17 protein-coding genes are annotated in these 17,816 nt (G+C 54.4%); 11 read left to right on the top strand and 6 right to left on the bottom strand.

Features of this window, described 5'->3' with window-relative positions:
- Window positions 1-12 precede the first annotated feature (12 nt).
- Both mepM and lpxM read left to right on the top strand, forming a co-directional pair.
- Window positions 13-1,344 (top strand): murein DD-endopeptidase MepM, encoded by a 1,332-nt coding sequence (gene mepM, locus IAI47_RS08470; protein ID WP_008925361.1) that lies wholly within the window; start codon window positions 13-15, stop codon window positions 1,342-1,344.
- 125 nt (window positions 1,345-1,469) lie between these two features.
- Window positions 1,470-2,444, top strand: a complete 975-nt coding sequence (gene lpxM / locus IAI47_RS08475) for a lauroyl-Kdo(2)-lipid IV(A) myristoyltransferase (protein WP_008925360.1) — start codon at window positions 1,470-1,472, stop codon at window positions 2,442-2,444.
- 125 nt (window positions 2,445-2,569) lie between these two features.
- Here the strand turns inward: lpxM and IAI47_RS08480 are convergent, their stop codons facing one another.
- From IAI47_RS08480 to IAI47_RS08490, 3 genes are all read right to left on the bottom strand, one after another.
- Window positions 2,570-3,802, bottom strand: coding sequence for an MFS transporter (locus tag IAI47_RS08480; RefSeq protein ID WP_003849218.1), 1,233 nt, complete (start codon window positions 3,800-3,802; stop codon window positions 2,570-2,572).
- 84 nt (window positions 3,803-3,886) lie between these two features.
- A complete protein-coding gene (gene pyk / locus IAI47_RS08485) occupies window positions 3,887-5,329 on the bottom strand; it encodes a pyruvate kinase (protein WP_003849220.1) in 1,443 nt (480 codons plus the stop codon).
- Between the two features lie 107 nt (window positions 5,330-5,436).
- Window positions 5,437-6,315 (bottom strand): MurR/RpiR family transcriptional regulator, encoded by an 879-nt coding sequence (locus IAI47_RS08490; RefSeq protein ID WP_008925359.1) that lies wholly within the window; start codon window positions 6,313-6,315, stop codon window positions 5,437-5,439.
- 363 nt (window positions 6,316-6,678) lie between these two features.
- Between IAI47_RS08490 and zwf the strand changes: the two genes are divergently transcribed.
- Together zwf and IAI47_RS08500 are read left to right on the top strand one after the other, a co-directional pair.
- Complete coding sequence (gene zwf / locus IAI47_RS08495) at window positions 6,679-8,154, top strand: glucose-6-phosphate dehydrogenase (RefSeq protein WP_003849222.1); 1,476 nt, start codon at window positions 6,679-6,681, stop codon at window positions 8,152-8,154.
- Between the two features lie 214 nt (window positions 8,155-8,368).
- The gene (locus IAI47_RS08500) at window positions 8,369-9,007 is read left to right on the top strand and encodes a bifunctional 4-hydroxy-2-oxoglutarate aldolase/2-dehydro-3-deoxy-phosphogluconate aldolase (RefSeq protein ID WP_008925358.1); all 639 of its coding nucleotides are present in this window, start codon (window positions 8,369-8,371) and stop codon (window positions 9,005-9,007) included.
- A 34-nt stretch (window positions 9,008-9,041) separates the two neighbouring features.
- Here the strand turns inward: IAI47_RS08500 and purT are convergent, their stop codons facing one another.
- Entirely contained in the window at window positions 9,042-10,220 is a 1,179-nt protein-coding gene (gene purT / locus IAI47_RS08505) for a formate-dependent phosphoribosylglycinamide formyltransferase (RefSeq protein ID WP_008925357.1), read from the bottom strand.
- Window positions 10,221-10,384: 164 nt separating this feature from the next.
- On the opposite strand from purT, the gene IAI47_RS08510 reads away from it, so the two are divergent.
- Both IAI47_RS08510 and IAI47_RS08515 read left to right on the top strand, forming a co-directional pair.
- Window positions 10,385-11,041, top strand: a complete 657-nt coding sequence (locus IAI47_RS08510) for a tellurite resistance TerB family protein (RefSeq protein ID WP_008925356.1) — start codon at window positions 10,385-10,387, stop codon at window positions 11,039-11,041.
- 125 nt (window positions 11,042-11,166) lie between these two features.
- Window positions 11,167-13,230: a prolyl oligopeptidase family serine peptidase gene (locus IAI47_RS08515; protein ID WP_008925355.1), complete on the top strand. Its 2,064-nt coding sequence runs from the start codon at window positions 11,167-11,169 to the stop codon at window positions 13,228-13,230.
- Here IAI47_RS08515 and exoX read toward each other — a convergent pair.
- Both exoX and IAI47_RS08525 read right to left on the bottom strand, forming a co-directional pair.
- The gene (gene exoX, locus IAI47_RS08520; RefSeq protein WP_008925354.1) at window positions 13,224-13,895 is read right to left on the bottom strand and encodes an exodeoxyribonuclease X; all 672 of its coding nucleotides are present in this window, start codon (window positions 13,893-13,895) and stop codon (window positions 13,224-13,226) included. The genes IAI47_RS08515 and exoX overlap by 7 nt on opposite strands.
- Window positions 13,892-14,125 (bottom strand): DNA polymerase III subunit theta, encoded by a 234-nt coding sequence (locus IAI47_RS08525; RefSeq protein ID WP_008925353.1) that lies wholly within the window; start codon window positions 14,123-14,125, stop codon window positions 13,892-13,894. Before IAI47_RS08525 ends, exoX begins: the two co-directional genes overlap by 4 nt.
- 151 nt (window positions 14,126-14,276) lie before the next feature.
- On the opposite strand from IAI47_RS08525, the gene copC reads away from it, so the two are divergent.
- The 5 genes from copC (at window position 14,277) to IAI47_RS08550 (ending at window position 17,771) form a co-directional block, all read left to right on the top strand.
- A complete protein-coding gene (copC, locus tag IAI47_RS08530) occupies window positions 14,277-14,654 on the top strand; it encodes a copper homeostasis periplasmic binding protein CopC (protein ID WP_008925352.1) in 378 nt (125 codons plus the stop codon).
- Between the two features lie 4 nt (window positions 14,655-14,658).
- Window positions 14,659-15,534 carry a copper homeostasis membrane protein CopD gene (gene copD / locus IAI47_RS08535; RefSeq protein WP_008925351.1) on the top strand — a complete coding sequence of 292 codons (876 nt, stop codon included), beginning with the start codon at window positions 14,659-14,661 and terminating at the stop codon, window positions 15,532-15,534.
- A gap of 28 nt (window positions 15,535-15,562) precedes the next feature.
- Window positions 15,563-15,910, top strand: a complete 348-nt coding sequence (locus tag IAI47_RS08540; protein WP_003849240.1) for a YebY family protein — start codon at window positions 15,563-15,565, stop codon at window positions 15,908-15,910.
- Window positions 15,911-16,779: 869 nt separating this feature from the next.
- On the top strand, window positions 16,780-17,313 hold the full coding sequence (locus IAI47_RS08545) for a hypothetical protein (RefSeq protein WP_008925350.1): 534 nt from the start codon (window positions 16,780-16,782) through the stop codon (window positions 17,311-17,313).
- Between the two features lie 17 nt (window positions 17,314-17,330).
- Window positions 17,331-17,771 (top strand): hypothetical protein, encoded by a 441-nt coding sequence (locus tag IAI47_RS08550; protein ID WP_003854558.1) that lies wholly within the window; start codon window positions 17,331-17,333, stop codon window positions 17,769-17,771.
- The last annotated feature ends 45 nt before the right edge of the window (window positions 17,772-17,816 follow it).

The raw sequence follows: 17,816 nt of genomic DNA on the forward strand, positions 1-17,816 counted from the left end.
GAATAGGTAAAAGTGCAGCAGATAGCCCGCTCTGTCGCCCTCGCATTTAATAATTTGCCGCGCCCCCACCGCGTAATGCTGGGATCGTTAACTGTCGTCACTCTGGCCGTCGCTGTCTGGCGGCCTTACGTTTATCATCCCACGGATGATGTGACGCCCATCGTTAAAAACATTGAGCTGGATAAGAACACCCTCCGCACGCTGTTGCCGGAAGCCAGTGAGCCGATCGATCAAAGCACACCGGAACCGGACGAAGAGCTGCCAGCGGACGATGTGGACACCGACGCGCCGGAAATGGCTGGGGTTCACGACTACACCGTCTCATCCGGCGATACCCTGAGCAGCGCACTGAATCAGTATGGCATCGACATCAGCGACATTAACGCGCTGGTGGTAAGCGACCGGGATCTGCGTAATCTGCAGGTGGGTCAGCAACTGAGCTGGACGCTGGATGATGATGGCGGCCTGAAAACCCTGAGCTGGGAAATTTCCCGCCGCGAAACCCGCACCTATGAGCGCACCCCATCGGGTGGCTTTAAGATGGAAGCGGAGATGCAGAAGGGTGAATGGCGCAACAGCGTAATGCAGGGTGAAGTGCGCGGCAGTTTTGCCGCCAGCGCCATGCGGGCGGGATTGAGCAGTGCCGAAGCCAGCGCCGTCATTAAAGCGATGCAGTGGCAGATGGACTTCCGCAAACTGCGTGCGGGAGACCAGTTCAGCGTTCTGATGTCACGCGAAATGCTGGAGGGTAAGAGTGCACAGAGCCAGTTGCTGGGTGTGCGCCTGCGTAGCGGCGGGAAAGACTATTACGCCTTCCGCGCTGAAGATGGCAAGTTCTACGATCGCAACGGCTCCGGTCTGGCGCGCGGCTTTATGCGTTTCCCGACGGTTAAGCAGTATCGTGTCTCATCGAACTTTAATCCGCGTCGTCTTAATCCGGTGACCGGTCGCATTGCGCCGCATAAAGGCGTCGACTTTGCGCTGCCAATCGGTACGCCCGTGCTGGCAGTCGGGGATGGTGAGGTTGTCGTGGCGAAGAACGGCGGCGCTGCGGGTAACTATGTAGCTATCCGTCATGGCCGTCAGTATATGACCCGCTATATGCACATGAAGAAAGTGCTGGTGAAACCCGGTGAGAAAGTGAAGCGTGGCGACCGTATCGGGCTGTCAGGTAATACCGGACGCTCTACCGGCCCGCATCTGCATTTCGAAATCTGGATCAACAATCAGGCGGTTAACCCATTAACGGCGAAACTGCCGCGCATGGAAGGTCTGACTGGCAAAGATCGCAGTGATTATATGGCGCAGGTGAAAGCCTGGTTGCCTCAGCTGGGTCTGAAGTAAGCGAATTTCGTCAAATCGCACAAAAACCGACGGCATCTCCGTCGGTTTTTTGCTATCTGGCGCAGGATGATTGCAAATTTTCAGGTCGTCACTATCATAAGCCGGTCATTGCTTGAGGCGAGTGCATGGAAACCCGTAAAAAAAATAACACTGAATTTATTCCCGTTTTTGAACGTTCTTTTCTCAAACCTAAGTACTGGGGCAGCTGGCTGGCAATTGGTGCGCTGGCGGGTCTGGCTTATTTACCGCCGAAAGTGCGCGATCCGCTGCTGGGCCGTTTAGGCCGTTTTGCCGGTAAGCTGGCAAAGGGTGCACGTCGCCGTGCACTGATTAACCTCTATTATTGTCTGCCGGAACTGAGTGAAGCGCAGCGGGCAACGCTGGTCGATGAGATGTTTGCGACCGCACCGCAGGCAATGGCAATGATGACCGAGCTGGTGCTGCGCGATCCGGCGAGTATCCGTGAGCGTGTTGAGTGGCACGGCCGTGACATTATCGATCAGATGATGGCTGACCAGCAGAATGTGATTTTCCTGGTGCCACACGGCTGGGCGGTGGATATCCCCGCGATGTTGCTGGCGTCAGAAGGGCAGAAGATGGCGGCGATGTTCCATAATCAGAGCGACCCGCTGATGGATTATGCCTGGAATACGGCACGTCGCCGTTATGGAGGCCGGTTGCATGCCCGCAATGACGGGATTAAGCCGTTTATCAGTTCGATTCGGCAGGGGTACTGGGGCTACTATCTGCCCGATCAGGATCATGGCCCGGAGCACAGCGAGTTCGTCGATTTCTTTGCCACGTACAAAGCAACATTGCCTGCAGTCGGTCGACTGATGAAGGTGTGTCGTGCCCGCGTGGTGCCACTGTTCCCGGTTTATAACAGCGACACGCACAAGCTTGAGATTTATGTGCGTCCACCGATGGATGACCTGCTGGAAGCAGATGATCGTCAGCTGGCGCGCCGGATGAATGAAGAGGTGGAAGTGTTTGTCCGTCCGCATCCCGAGCAGTACACCTGGATCCTCAAGCTGCTGAAAACCCGCAAAGAGGGTGACATCGAACCTTATTCGCGCAAAGAGCTTTATCCGCGCAAATAGAAAAAGGCCGCTCTCGCGGCCTTTTTTGATCATGAAGTTTGCGCTACGGAGCATGCTTTGCACTAGGCCTATGCTCCATCGCTTTGGCCAGGGTCGCCGTCTGAGAAAAACGACAGCGCAGCTTGTTATAACGCCTCGAGCCGGCTGCGGCGTTTACGCTCACGCATAAACAGAATAACCAGCCCAAACCACAGCACGCCGCTGATAAAGTTAATCAGACAGAACCACAGCGTGCCGCCACTGAAATAGCCACTTTTCGCCAGTTCAATTCCCACCGCCAGCGTCAGAATACTGATCATACCCAGCATCGCGGCTACGCTACCTTTACCTTCATTACTGGCGTAAAGCGTCAGGCGATACAGCCCGGCATTTACCATTCCGGCACCAAAAGCGTAGAGACTCAGGCCGGCGGTAATCAGCAGATAACTATGACTGTTGAGCAGGCTTGCGGCCAGCGCAAGACTCAGGCCAATCAGAATGGGCCAGGCGGCGAACTTCACCGGCTGTTCAATCGGCACCCGTCCCGCCAGCTTACTCAGCGTCAGGTTACCGGCGATCATCGCCAGAAACACCGGCAGCTGCAGCAGGGCGTACTGCATGCGTGACAGACCTTCATCATGCATCAGGATCACCGGCGAAAGGGCAACCCAGGTGAGGATTGGAATAAACACCAGCCCGATCGCAAAAGAGCCAGACACCACCAGACGGTCTTTCATTAACCGGCCATAGTTGCGCGCCAGATTGGGCAGGGCGATAGAATGACTGCGGTCGCCTGCAGTTTCGGGCATCACACGCCACAGCACCACAAAAGCGACCAGGCTGCAGGCGGCAAACAGCCAGAACATGCTGCGCCAGCTGCCAACAGTGAGCCAGGCGGCACCAGCCAGTGGGCCTGCCAGCGGAGCCAGTAACGCTACGTTAGCCATCAGCGCCATCATCCGCACCGCCAGCGCCTCATCAAAGGCTTCCTGGATCGCGGCATAGCCAACTGCACCGATAAAGCAGAGGCTGATGCCCTGAATGAAGCGCAGGCTGACAAATTCCTCAATCGAGCTGACCCAGTGCGTCAGCATGCAGGCGACAGCAAAAAACAGGATGCCAGACAGCATCACCGGTCGCCGGCCAAACTTATCAGAGAGCGGACCCAGCAGCCATTGCAGCACTACACCACCAATCAGGTAGGCGGTTAGCGAAGTAGAGACCCACTCAGGGCCAACAGAGAACTCACTGGTGACGATCAGCATACCAGGCTGGATCATGTCGTGAGCAATATAGGTAGCAAACTCGAATAGCACTAACGCCAGAGGAAAAAGTAAAATTCGGCCGGTAAGCTGGCTGATAGGCTGGAAACGGGGCATCTTGCCTCCTTGTCAGAAAAGAAAACGCGACTGCCTGGCAGTCGCGTCATTGATTCTACACCGACAATGTCAACCCAGACTCAATTAATCCACGCGAAGCACACGGGTGGTGTTGGTGGTGCCGGTGGCGCCCATCACATCACCCTGCGTCACGATGACCAGATCGCCGGAGACCAGGAAGCCTTTATCACGCAGCAGGTTAACCGCGTCGTGTGCAGCAGCGACGCCGTCGTTGTTGCTGTCGAAGAACACCGGCGTGACACCGCGATAGAGTGCGGTAAGGTTCAGGGTGCGTTCATGGCGCGACATCGCAAAAATCGGCAGGCCTGAAGTGATACGCGAGGTCATCAGCGGCGTACGGCCAGACTCGGTCATGGTGATGATGGCGGTCACGCCCTGCAGATGGTTCGCAGCATACATAGAAGACATAGCGATCGCTTCTTCGACGTTGTCGAACTGCACATCCAGACGGTGTTTGGAGACGTTAACGCTTGGAATCTTCTCTGCACCCAGGCAGACCTTCGCCATCGCTGAAACGGTTTCAGCCGGATACTGACCTGCGGCGGTTTCCGCAGACAGCATCACGGCATCGGTACCATCCAGGACGGCGTTTGCCACGTCCATAACTTCTGCACGGGTCGGCATCGGGTTAGTGATCATCGACTCCATCATCTGGGTCGCGGTAATGATAGTGCGGTTAAGCTGGCGGGCACGGCGAATTAACGCTTTCTGAATGCCGACCAGTTCCGGATCGCCAATCTCAACGCCCAGGTCGCCACGCGCAACCATCACCACGTCAGAGGCCAGAATGATGTCATCCATCGCTTCCTGGCTGGCAACCGCTTCGGCACGTTCCACTTTAGCCACCAGTTTGGCGTCACAACCGGCTTCACGCGCCAGGCGACGTGCCAGGTTCATATCTTCACCACAGCGGGGGAAGGAGACAGCCAGGTAATCAACACGGATTTTAGCGGCGGTGATGATATCCGCTTTATCTTTTTCGGTCAGCGCTTCAGCCGACAGGCCGCCGCCCAGCTTGTTAATGCCTTTGTTGTTCGACAGTGGGCCACCGACAGTAACTTCGGTGAACACTTTCATCTCCTGAACTTCCAGCACTTTCAGCTGCACGCGACCATCATCCAGCAGCAGAATATCGCCTGGCACCACATCTGCAGGCAGGCCTTTGTAGTCGATTCCGACACGCTCTTTATCGCCTTCGCCTTTACCCAGATTGGCATCCAGCAGGAAACGGTCGCCGATATTCAGGAAAACTTTGCCTTCTTTGAAGGTTGAAACGCGAATTTTTGGGCCCTGAAGGTCACCGAGGATAGCCACATGGCGACCCAGTTTTGCCGCGATTTCGCGCACTTTATCAGCACGCAGCTGGTGGTCTTCTGGCGTGCCGTGAGAGAAGTTGAGTCGTACAACGTTCGCGCCGGCAGCGATGATTTTTTCCAGGTTATTATCACGATCGGTAGCCGGGCCGAGGGTTGTAACGATTTTGGTTCTTCTGAGACGTCTTGACATCGAGGACTCCGTAAACATTTAAGCGTGTCATGGACAGTGGACACAGCAAGGTTATCTATTCTATATGATCGATGGGTTGTGATACGACTCACATTGTAAATGTGATGTTAATTTTTTTGCTGATCATCCTTTTCCCGAAGGGTGTTCTTTTCGTAACGCGACGCTTTCAACGCCTCTTTCACGCGTTTCAGGTTTTCCCGGAAGGGCGCACCCCGTTCCAGAGTAAAACCAGTCGCCAGCACATCAATCACGGTCAACTGCGCCAGGCGCGACACCATCGGCAAATAGACATCAGTATCTTCCGGTACATCAAGCACTAAAGCTATCGCTGCTTCATGAGCAAGGGGTGAATCGGGAGAGGTGATGGCAATAACGGTGGAACCGTTTACACGGGCCAGGCGAGCCAGTTCTACCATATTTTTTGTGCGTCCAGTATGCGAAATAAGAACAAATACGTCACCGGCTCGACTATTTATGCAACTCATGCGCTGGATCACAATATCGTCCGACCAGATGACCGGCAGATTAAAACGCAGAAATTTGGTGAAAGCGTCATGCGCCACTACAGCGGACGCACCGAGCCCGAAAAAGGCGAGTTTATCGGCCTGCGCGAGCAGGGTTACCGCCTGTTGCAGATGCGCGCTGTTCAGCTGATCGCGCACCCGCTGCAGTCCTGCAAGCGCTGAGTCGAAGATTTTGTGGCTGTAGTTCTCTGCTGTGTCGTCGTCTTCAACGCCCCGGCTGACCCAGTTGCTGCCCTTCACCAGGCTCTGCGCCAAATGCAGTTTAAAGTCGGGAAAGCCCCGTGTACCCAGTCGGTGGCAAAAGCGGTTCACGGTGGGTTCACTGACGCCGGCAATGCCGGCGAGTGTTGCGATGCTGGAGTGCATCGCCGCCTGCGGTTCAGCCAGAATCTGCCGGGCGACTTTCATTTCCGCTTTGCTCAGCGCTGCATACTGCGCCTCAATTTTTTCCAGCATATTCATAAGCTGATGACCATAATCACTTTTATCATTTCAATTATCACTGTCGCAGGAGCCGATTAACAGAGACTATATCGCGCCAGCACCTGGCAAGCGCAACGGCTGACAAGTTGATTGCTCTTTTTTTTGGGATACTTTGACCGGTGCCAGATTTTCCTGACACCAACAGAAACAGAAAAAAACGGCAATCCGCACGTGTCATCACACGTGCTTAGCACATCCGGTACAGAGTTAATGCGGTTGACCCGGCGAGTCGGTTTACCTGGCGCAGGGAAAAAAGTACATTGTGCTGAAAGAAAATAATAACCTGGACCCGGTGGCAGAAGATGCATCACCACCGGATTATCCTGCAACGAGGAGAGGAAAATGGCGGTAACACAAATAGCCCAGGCATGCGATCTGGTGATTTTCGGTGCCAAAGGCGATCTTGCACGCCGTAAACTGTTGCCTTCACTGTACCAGTTAGAGAAAGCGGGTCAGATCCATGAAGAAACCCGCATTATTGGTGTCGGCCGTGCTGAGTGGGATAAAGCGGAATACACCAAAGTGGTACGTGAAGCGCTGGAAACCTTCATGAAGGAGAAGATTGACGAAGCGCTGTGGGATAAACTCAGCAACCGTCTCGACTTCTGCAACCTCGATGTTAATGACACCACGCACTTCCCGAAACTGGGCAAGATGCTGGATCAGAAAAACCGCACCACCATCAACTATTTTGCGATGCCACCCAGCACCTTTGGCGCGATCTGTCAGGGCCTGGGCACGGCGAAGCTGAATGCCAAACCGGCGCGCGTGGTAATGGAGAAGCCACTGGGCACCTCACTGGAAACCTCTCAGGAGATCAACGACAGCGTTGGCGAATACTTTGAAGAGAGCCAGGTGTTCCGTATTGACCACTATCTCGGCAAAGAGACCGTGCTTAACCTGCTGGCGTTGCGCTTTGCTAACTCCATCTTCGTGAACAACTGGGATAACCGCACCATCGACCATGTGCAGATCACCGTGGCCGAAGAAGTGGGCATTGAAGGCCGCTGGGGTTACTTCGATAAAGCGGGCCAGATGCGCGACATGATCCAGAACCATTTGTTGCAGATTCTGACCATGATTGCGATGTCGCCGCCGTCCGATCTCAGCGCCGACAGCATCCGTGACGAAAAAGTGAAAGTGCTGCGCTCGCTGCGCCGCATCGATCAGACCAACGTACGTGAGAAAACCGTGCGCGGTCAGTACACCGCTGGCTTTGTGCAGGGCAAAAAAGTGCCGGGCTACCTGGAAGAAGAGGGCGCCAATAAAACGAGCGCAACAGAGACGTTCGTGGCGATTCGTGTCGATATCGATAACTGGCGCTGGGCAGGCGTGCCGTTCTACCTGCGTACCGGTAAGCGCTTACCGACCAAGTGCTCTGAAGTTGTGGTTTACTTCAAAAACCCTGAGATGAACCTGTTTAAGGATTCCTACTCAGAACTGCCACAGAACAAGCTGACGATTCGTCTGCAGCCAGACGAAGGCGTGGATATTGAGATCCTGAATAAAGTGCCAGGCCTCGATCACAAGCACAAACTGCAGACCACCAAGCTCGATCTGAGTTACTCCGAGACATTTAACCAGTCGCACCTTGCTGATGCTTATGAGCGTCTTCTGCTGGAGAGCATGCGCGGTATCCAGGCGCTGTTTGTGCGCCGTGATGAAGTGGAAGCCGCATGGACCTATGTCGATTCTATTATCGAAGCATGGGCTGCGGATGGCGATTCCTCCAAACCGTATCAGGCGGGCACCTGGGGTCCGGTGGCTTCGGTCGCGATGATCACCCGCGATGGCCGGTCGTGGAACGAATTTGAATAACTAAAGTGATGATAAAGCCCGCAACGCGGGCTTTTTTTTCGCCGTTAAACCGGGCCAGAGCATGCAGATAAAATTGAACTGCTGTTTCAAAATGGTCGCAGGGTGATAGACGCTCAGGAAGCGAATCATGTATGGTAGTGACGCAATTTACAGGGCAGGAGCCGATGCTCCATGACCGGGTCATAATCCCGGTGTTATCAAGCAAGGGGAACTGATGAAAAACTGGAAAACGAGTGCTGAACAGATTCTGACCACCGGACCTGTGGTGCCGGTCATCGTGGTGAACAAACTCGAACACGCGGTGCCGATGGCGAAAGCACTGGTGGCGGGCGGTGTCAGAGTGCTGGAAGTGACGCTGCGCACACCGGTGGCGATGGATGCCTTACGGGCGATGATCAAAGAAGTGCCGGATGCGATCGTTGGTGCGGGAACCGTAATTAACCCGCAGCAGTTACAGGAAGTGACCGATGCCGGTGCGCAGTTTGTTATCAGCCCCGGCGTCACCGAATCGCTGTTGAAAGCGGCGGTTGACGGGCCGGTTCCGTTGATTCCGGGTATCAGCACCGTTTCTGAGTTAATGACGGGTATGGACTACGGTCTGCGCGAGTTTAAGTTCTTCCCGGCAGAAGCGAATGGTGGCGTTAAAGCGCTGCAGGCGATTGGCGGACCTTTCCCGCAGGTGCGTTTCTGTCCGACCGGCGGTATCTCTCCGGCCAACTATCGTGACTATCTGGCGCTGAAAAGCGTGCTCTGCATCGGGGGTTCATGGCTTGTGCCTAACGATGCGCTGGAAGCGGGCGACTGGGATCGCATTACCCGCCTGGCACGCGAAGCTGTGGAAGGCGCGAAGTAAGTAATGGCGGTGAGCATTTGCTCACCGCATAACGTCAACCCTGAACCGTGACCGCGGCTGCGCTGGCAACCGCACGCGCAATCGCCTGTTCGGTGCTATCACCGCTGGCGAGCGCCACACCAAGACGACGCTGACCGCTGATCTCCGGCTTGCCGAACAGTCGCAGTTGCAGCCCTGCCCCCAGTGCTGCTTCGACATTCACAAACTGTACGTTCTGGCTGGTCAGTTGCGGCAGGATAACGGCGGAAGCAGAGGGACCATACTGACGAATCCCGCCAACAGGCAGACCCAGAAACGCCCGCACGTGCAGCGCAAACTCAGACAGATCCTGCGAGATCAGCGTCACCATGCCGGTGTCGTGTGGGCGCGGTGATACTTCACTGAACACCACCTCATCTCCGCAGACAAACAGCTCAACGCCAAACAGACCATAGCCGCCAAGCGCCTTAACGACCTCTGCGGCAACATCCTGTGCCCGCTGCAGCGCCAGCTCACTCATCTGCTGCGGCTGCCATGATTCACGGTAATCGCCATCTTCCTGACGATGACCAATCGGTGCACAGAAGTGAATGCCATCGACGGCACTGATAGTGAGCAGGGTGATCTCAAAATCGAAGTTGACGACGCCTTCAACAATGACGCGACCGGCTCCGGCGCGACCGCCCTGTTGTGCGTAGTCCCAGGCTTTATCAAGCTGGCTGGCGTCGCGGATAAAGCTCTGGCCTTTACCCGATGAACTCATCACCGGCTTCACAATGCAGGGAAAGCCAATCTCTGCAGCGGCTTCGTCGAAGCGCGCCTTGCTGTCGGCAAAGCGATAACGGGAAGTTGGCAGTGACAACTCTTCAGCCGCCAGGCGACGAATGCCTTCGCGATTCATCGTGAGGCGTGCGGCACGGGCAGTCGGAACCACGCGCTGGCCTTGCTGCTCCAGTTCAACCAGGGTATCCGTGGCGATGGCTTCAATTTCCGGTACCACAAAATCCGGCTGCTCTTCCGCTATCAGCGCAGCCAGGGCTGCGCCATCCAGCATGTTAATCACATGGCTGCGATGGGCGACATGCATCGCCGGGGCATCGGCGTAACGATCAACCGCGATCACTTCCACCCCCAGACGCTGACACTCCAGCGCCACCTCTTTACCCAGTTCACCTGAACCCAATAGCATTACACGCGTCGCCGCCGGACGCAGCGCTGTTCCGAGAGTCGTCATACATTCACCTAAGCAGTCAAATTCGCGCGCAAGTATAAACGAAAACGTTTGCGTTCTCATCTTCCGTGCCGCCGGCATCGCTTTTTGCCGTACTTTTCCCGCTCTGACGTTTCCTGACATCCTTTTGGTCAGGATAACGGCTGACATCCTGAAAGGAGTGAACGATGAATAACTGGTTGCAACAGATTCAGTCGGTGCTGACAAAGAAGAACGGTGAGAGCAAACAGGGCGGTGGCTTAAGTGACATGCTGGCACCCGGCGCGCTGGGCGGTCTGGCTGCGATGCTGATCTCCAGTAAGTCGTCGCGCAAACTGCTGACCAAATATGGCGGCAAAGCCCTGATTGTGGGAGGGGGTGCGGCAGCAGGCGCGGTACTGTGGAACAAATACAAGCAGCGGGTTAGCGAAGCGCATCAGAATGAGCCTGACTTTGGTGTGGCACAGACGCCCGTGGACCTGCGCGCTGAGCGTCTGGTCACTGCGCTGGTGTTTGCTGCTAAAAGTGACGGGCATATCGACGATCAGGAGCGAGCCGCGATTGAGCAGAACATTCATCAATCCGGTTATGGTCAGGATGCAGAGCAACTGATTCAGAAAGCGATGAATCGCCCACTGGATCCGCAGTGGCTGTCGGCTGATGTGAAAAATGAAGAGGAGGCGCTGGAGCTTTATTTCCTGAGTTGTGCCGCTATCGACGTCGACCACTTTATGGAGCGCAGCTATCTCTCCGCCCTGGGCGACGCCCTGAAAATTCCTCAGGATGTTCGTGATGGCATTCAACAGGACCTCGAGGCCGAAAAAGCCCGTCTGCCTGCCAGTTAAACCTTCGATTCTCCGCCAGCGGGTCACTGAAGATGTTCCGCTGGCGGCAGCTTCTCACCCTATGTCTGGCTTCCCGCTGCTGAAGTGTTACGCTTACAGATCATTACGTTGATGGAGACGGATGGATGAAAGCACCCATCGCAAAAAAAATACCCCACGAGATGACGCTGCATGGCGAGACCCGCGTTGATAATTATTACTGGCTGCGCGACGACAAACGCGAAAACAGCGAGGTTCTTGATTACCTCCGAGCCGAAAATAATTACGGCAAAAAAATCATGTCGTCGCAGCAACCGCTGCAGGACCGGGTGTTAAAAGAGATTATCGATCGGCTGCCGCCGGAAGATCACTCCGTGCCTTATGTCAAAAACGGCTACCGCTATCAGAGTCGTTATCAGAGCGGTAACGAATACCCGGCCTACTACCGTCAGCCCGCAGCAAGCGATGAATCGGGCGAGTGGAGCCTGCTGCTGGATGCCAATCAGCGCGCCTCGCACAGCGATTTCTACACCATGGGCGCGCTGCATATCAGCCCGGATAACCGGGTCATGGCGCTGGCGGAAGATTTCCTGTCGCGGCGGCAATATGGCATCCGGTTCCGTAACCTGGAAAGTGGCAGCTGGTATCCCGAAGTACTGAGCAACGCCTCATCCAGCTTCGCCTGGGGCAATGACTCACGCACCCTTTACTATGTGCGCAAGCACCCGCAGACGCTGCTCTCTTATCAGGTCTGGCGACACGAACTCGGTTCGCCGCAGTCCGATGATAAGCTGGTCTATGAAGAACGCGATGACACCTATCATCTCAGCGTGCACAAGAGCACCTCCAAGCAGTTCATCATGATTGCGCTCTACAGCACTAACACCAGCGAAATCCAGTTAATCGATGCGAACTTCCCTGATGCGCAGCCGCATGTGTTTTTGCCCCGCCGTCGCGATCACGAATACAGCATCGATCATTACGATCATCAGTTTTTCATTCGATCAAACCGTGACGGGAAAAACTTCGGGCTCTACCGCAGTCGCTATCTGGATGAGTCACGCTGGGAAACGCTGATTCCTGCGCGGGAACAGGTGGTGATGGAAGATTTTCAGCTGTTCCGCGACTGGCTGGTAGTGGAAGAGCGTCAGCGCGGCTTAACCAGTCTGCGTCAGATCAACTGGGCCAGCGGCGAGACCAGCGGCATCGCCTTTGACGATCCGACCTATGTGACGTGGCTTGCTTATAATCCCACGCCCCGCACTAGCAAACTGCGTTATGGCTACTCGTCCATGACCACGCCGACCACGCTGTTTGAACTGGATATGGATACGGGTGAACGTCGCATTCTGAAACAGAGCGCGGTGAAAGGCTTTAACGCGGAAGATTACAAAAGCGAGCACCACTGGATCAAAGTCAGCGATGGCACCGAAGTGCCGGTCTCGCTGGTTTATCACCGCAAGCATTATCAGCCCGGTCAGAACCCGATGCTGGTCTATGGCTACGGCGCTTATGGCAGCAGCATGGATGCCGATTTCAGCGTCAGCCGTCTGAGCCTGCTGGATCGCGGCTTTGTCTATGCCCTGATTCAGGTACGCGGTGGCGGTGAGCTGGGACAGCAATGGTATGACGGTGGTCGTCTGCTGAACAAAATGAACAGCTTTACTGATTTTATTGAGGTGACGGATGCGCTGGTGGCACGCGGCATCGGCCACCCGGAGCGGCTTTATGCCATGGGCGGTAGCGCAGGCGGGCTGTTGATGGGCGGGGTGATTAACCTGGCACCAGAACGGTTCCACGGCGTGGTGGCTCAGGTGCCATTTGTGGATGTGGTTACCACGATGCTGGATGAATCGATCCCGCTGACTACCGGTGAGTATGACGAGTGGGGCAACCCCAATGATCCTGAATATTACCGTTATATCCGCCAGTACAGCCCCTATGACAATATCGAGGCGAAGGATTATCCCCATCTGCTGGTCACGACTGGCCTGCACGACTCACAGGTGCAGTACTGGGAACCGGCCAAGTGGGTGGCGAAGCTAAGGTCGATGAAAACCGACAATAATCTTCTGCTGCTCTGCACCGACATGGATGCCGGTCACGGCGGCAAGTCCGGACGCTACAAAGCCTACGAAGGGATCGCGATGGAGTACACTTTCCTGCTCGGACTGGCGCAGGGTACCTTGCCGCCAGCCCAGGATTACTGAGATTCAGAGAGGTATTTATTCAGCGCCTGCCGCAATGGCGGGCGCAAATCACTGACATTATTGAGTACCCACTTCAGGTAGCCAGGATCTTTTCTGGCAATTACGGCAATCGCCTGGCCGCGATATTTGCCGAATGGCAGAATGTCGTCGCGCTGGGCCGCCGGTTGCGAACGCACAATCATTTCGGAGGCACTCCAGCCGGAGGTCTCCATGATACGGATCAGCAGCGCCGCCGTGACATAGCAGTCATACAGTGCGCGGTGCGCATGAAGTTCAGCGGGTGGCGTGACATCCAGCTTCAGCGAATGACGTAACGCCTGGTTGCCATATTTAATGCCCGGCCAGAGCTGGCGCGCCAGCTGCATGGTGCAGATCCATTCGCCGTACATTTCAGGCAGCATCCGCCGATCAAAACTGGCGTTGTGCGCGACATAAAAAGCGCTGCCGTAATAGCGTGGAATCGCTTCTTCAATCGTGGGTTTACCGGCGACCATTGCTTCGGTGATGCGATGTACAGCCATCGCCTGACGGCTGATCGGGCGGTCCGGTAGGGTCAAATCGCTCATTGGATTCACAATTCTACCGTCGACCACATCCACGGACGCAACTTCAACTACGCCGCCCTGCAGGCCGCAGGTTTCGGTATCAATAACGCGGAACATCATTGCTTCATCTTCGGTTCATAAGGAAGGCGCGACAGGCTGAGTGATGCCTGACGGTATTGCATCAGACGCTGACGAAACCAGTCACGCAGCGCTTCAGGCTGCTCCTGCGCCACCATCTCGGCGACGACCGGCATGTTATAGCGCTCTTTAAACGCCACGCCTGCGGCCGCCAAATCGACATTTATCTTGTCTTTCTCTTCCTGGGACAGCAATGCAAGGTTACGGCTCATAATTATCTCCTGACGATAGCCGGCAAAAGTAATGTTTTCGTCGGTCTGAATCAAGGATAAAGGATCGCATCGCTGGCCTCGACAGTGTAAAACCAGCAGCGTATCCTTTTGCCACGTTTATCGCCCTGGCGGCGGTTAAAAGGATGATCTTATGCAGAAAAAAACTATTTCCCGCATGATTATAGCAGTGACGGCAGCGGGCATGATGGCCTTCAGCTCGCTGGCGGGGGCGCATGCACACCTCCAGTCTTCTCTCCCGGCGGCTAAAGCGCAGGTCACGACATCCCCCGATGCGCTGACGCTGAACTTCAGTGAAGATATTGAAGCGGCGTTCAGTGGCGTGACGCTGCTGGACAGTGCACAGAAGCCCGTCGAGACCGCCAAAGCCCGTGTTGAGTCTGACCAGAAAAAACGCCTGATTGTCGGCCTGCCGCAGCCGCTAAAAGCGGGTAATTATCAGGTCAACTGGCATGTGCTGTCGGTGGATGGCCATAAAACCGCTGGAAGCTATCGCTTTAGTGTGAACTAACCCGGTGACAACCCTCTGGATCCTGCTGCGCGCGCTGCATTTTACTGCCGTGATGTTGCTGACCGGCAGCGCCTGTTACAGTGCGCTGCTGGCGCCCAAACGCTATCGATCCCTGCTGGCGCTACGGTTGAACCCGCTGGTGAAGGGGAGTGCCTGGCTGGTGCTGCTCAGTGCGGTGGCGATGCTGGCCTGCCAGAATGTGTTAATGAGCGGCACCAGCACTAACCTGACCGACATTGATATCTGGCTGGCGGTGCTGAGCACGCACTTCGGTGCGGTGTGGCTATGGGAAATCATTTTCGGCGTGCTGGCCGTTGGCGCGCTATTAATGACCGGACGCCTGCGTCAGCAGGTGTTACTGCTGGCTGGCGTTATGCAACTGGCCTGCATGGCGATGATAGGCCATGCTGCGATGCGCGATAGCTGGCCCGGCGTTCTTCAGCAAATTAACCATGCACTGCATCTTATTGCGGCGACGTTCTGGGCAGGTGGATTACTTCCACTGTTGCTGTTGATGCGCGAGGCACGGCAGATTGATCGCCGCACCGATGCGATTCGCACTATGATGCGTTTCTCACGCTATGGTCATCTGGCGGTGGCGTTAACGCTGCTCAGCGGGGTGATAAACAGCGTAATGATCGCGGGCTGGCCGCTGATGTGGCACGATTCACGCTACGTTATATTGCTGCTGTGCAAAGTGCTGCTGGTTGCTCTGATGGTTCTGGTGGCGCTGATTAATCGATACTGGCTGGTGCCGCGATTCCGCCTGGCGGGCAGCGGGGCGCAGCAAAAATTTATTCGCATGACGCAGCTTGAACTACTGCTGGCATGCGGCGTGGTTGGGCTGGTCAGCGTATTTGCCACGCTGTCGCCAGCCTGAATGTAGTTTAAGAGAGAAAAGGGTAGTTATGTTGCTGAAGAAAGTGATTCCCGCAATCCTGTTGTTATCCGTATGCGGCCAGGCGCTGGCGGCGCAAATCATTACCGTCAGCCGCTTTGAGATCGGTAAAGATAAGTGGCCCTTTAATCGTGAAGAGGTGATGCTGACCTGCGAGAAAGATGGTGCGATGTTTGCCATCAATCCGAGTACGCTGATGACATACCCGCTGAACGACATCGCTGACACACTGTTTAAAAACAAGCAGGTGAAAGCCCAGCCGATCAGCGTGATTCAGGCCGAAGACAAAGCCCATCCGGGCCAGATGATGAGCCTGCAGCCGATTATCGAACGCACTCAGGCGCTGTGCGGAAAATAGGCCTTTCGGGTGCAGCCTCGCGCTGCGCCCACTCTCCGAAATTTTGCCGTTGCGATCACAATCTGATCCAGTTTATGGCCCTGATTCCCGCGTTTGCTGGCATTTCCACCGCGCTGTTCTAATCTTAAATGGCAAGGCGACACCGCCTTCATAAATGCCAACTTTTAGCGCACGGCTCCTTGAGAGCCATTTCCCTGGACCGAATATAGGAATCGTATTCGGTCTTTTTTTGGTTGGCACTTCGTATCAATGACTTAACGTGAAATCAATCAGTTAAGCCCGCTCCTGTTACTTCCTGTTCTACTCTGCTGGACTCTGTGCCGCCACTTTGTCGCTATTTTTCTTCGCCATCAACGCCAGTGGATTGAGTTTACTGAACCTGCCGTTTCTATCCTTTAGTAAATAACTACGCAGCCTGCTTATACCCTGTCGCAATAAGTACGCTTATGTTGCATTTTCAGCATCAATATCCTGAACGATTTAGAACATTTTACGATTGTGGTAGAAATTGTGCGCCTGGCATCGTTTATTCAGACGATGCGGACACCATAAAGATAATCAGACATTTGATGCATGCTGTTTTGAGGGAGTGCTCATGGTCTGACATCAGGGAAAGGGGCACACGCAGTTGCCGTCTGTTAACAGGATCATGGGCATCTATCAGAAAATGATTGTTTTATCTTCTTGTGGCACTATAAAACAGCCATTGTCATGAACGAGGGATTGAGAATGATTTCAGGAACAGCAGCAAAACAGGAATTCGGACGTTACTACACATTTGAGTCGAGACTGCCTCAGGGCGTTTTTTTGAGATTCGGCCCAGCCATTTGCCCCGAAATGCAAAGCCCGTAACAGATGAAGCCAGCGGAATGTGTATCGGTTACACGGTGGTACAGGCTCCGGGCTTATGGCAGATTTATGATGTGCAGGGACATTTTGTCAGGCTGGAAGAAGCGCCGCTTGAAACACCCCTGATTGATCCCACTGATATTGCCCTGTTTGGCTTGGGTATTTTTCGTATCCTTGGTACAGGGCGGGTGCTGTTTGAATCAGGGGCACGTGCCGCTGTTTATGCGAAGCTCAGTCACTCCACTATATCCTTTCTGCGCAGCAGACTTAAACTCGGGCTGCATGCACGTAACCTTAAAATGACCGAGACTGCTGCAAAACATATGTATGAACCGAGTCGCTATGTCCCTCTGCAAATTCAGGAAAGAGCGATTCGCTATGGCAGGCGGATGGCAGATCCCCGCAAAGATGAAGGTATGTTCAGATATGAGACCAGATTGTTTAAACTACGCTTTAATCAGCAAACAATGGAATATGAGTATAAAGAATACACACTTGAAGTCGTCGTGCGTGAGTCAGACTGGACGATAACGCATTTTAAATACATGGATTGACAGACTGGAAAACTTGTATGTTTGATTTGCGCAATGAAGATTTCACATTTGTAATTTCTCCCTTTGAAAGAATCTCAGACGATGAGGCCGACCCGGTTGATCATCTATGGGACTGGATCCAGTCCTGGATTGAGTTCTCTGTTAGCGGCCTTAAAATGCAGTTTCAAACTGAATTTACCATCGGCGAGCTAAAGATTTTAAAGGATGAGTTTTTCGCACATTACCAGGCACTTATCACGCAGCGTGAATTAAAACCTTTTAATTTTCGCAGCGAACGTGGCCAGCTCAATATGGTTATCAGAAAAGTTACGGGTAAAGAAGGTGTTATAGTGGAGTTTGATATCCGCCCTGAACCACACGCCGACAGCGTTCAGGTTAAAGGTGACTTCAGCCTTAATGAAAGCTATTTTCCTGACATTCTGAAGCGGCTTGATGAAATGATTCAATGGCAGAATTAAACATTTTGCCATTGAGAATTTTTAACTGAAAACTTCGGGCGTAAA

It is taken from the genome of Pantoea sp. MT58 (assembly GCF_014495885.1).
GTDB classification, from domain to species: Bacteria; Pseudomonadota; Gammaproteobacteria; order Enterobacterales; family Enterobacteriaceae; genus Pantoea; species Pantoea eucalypti.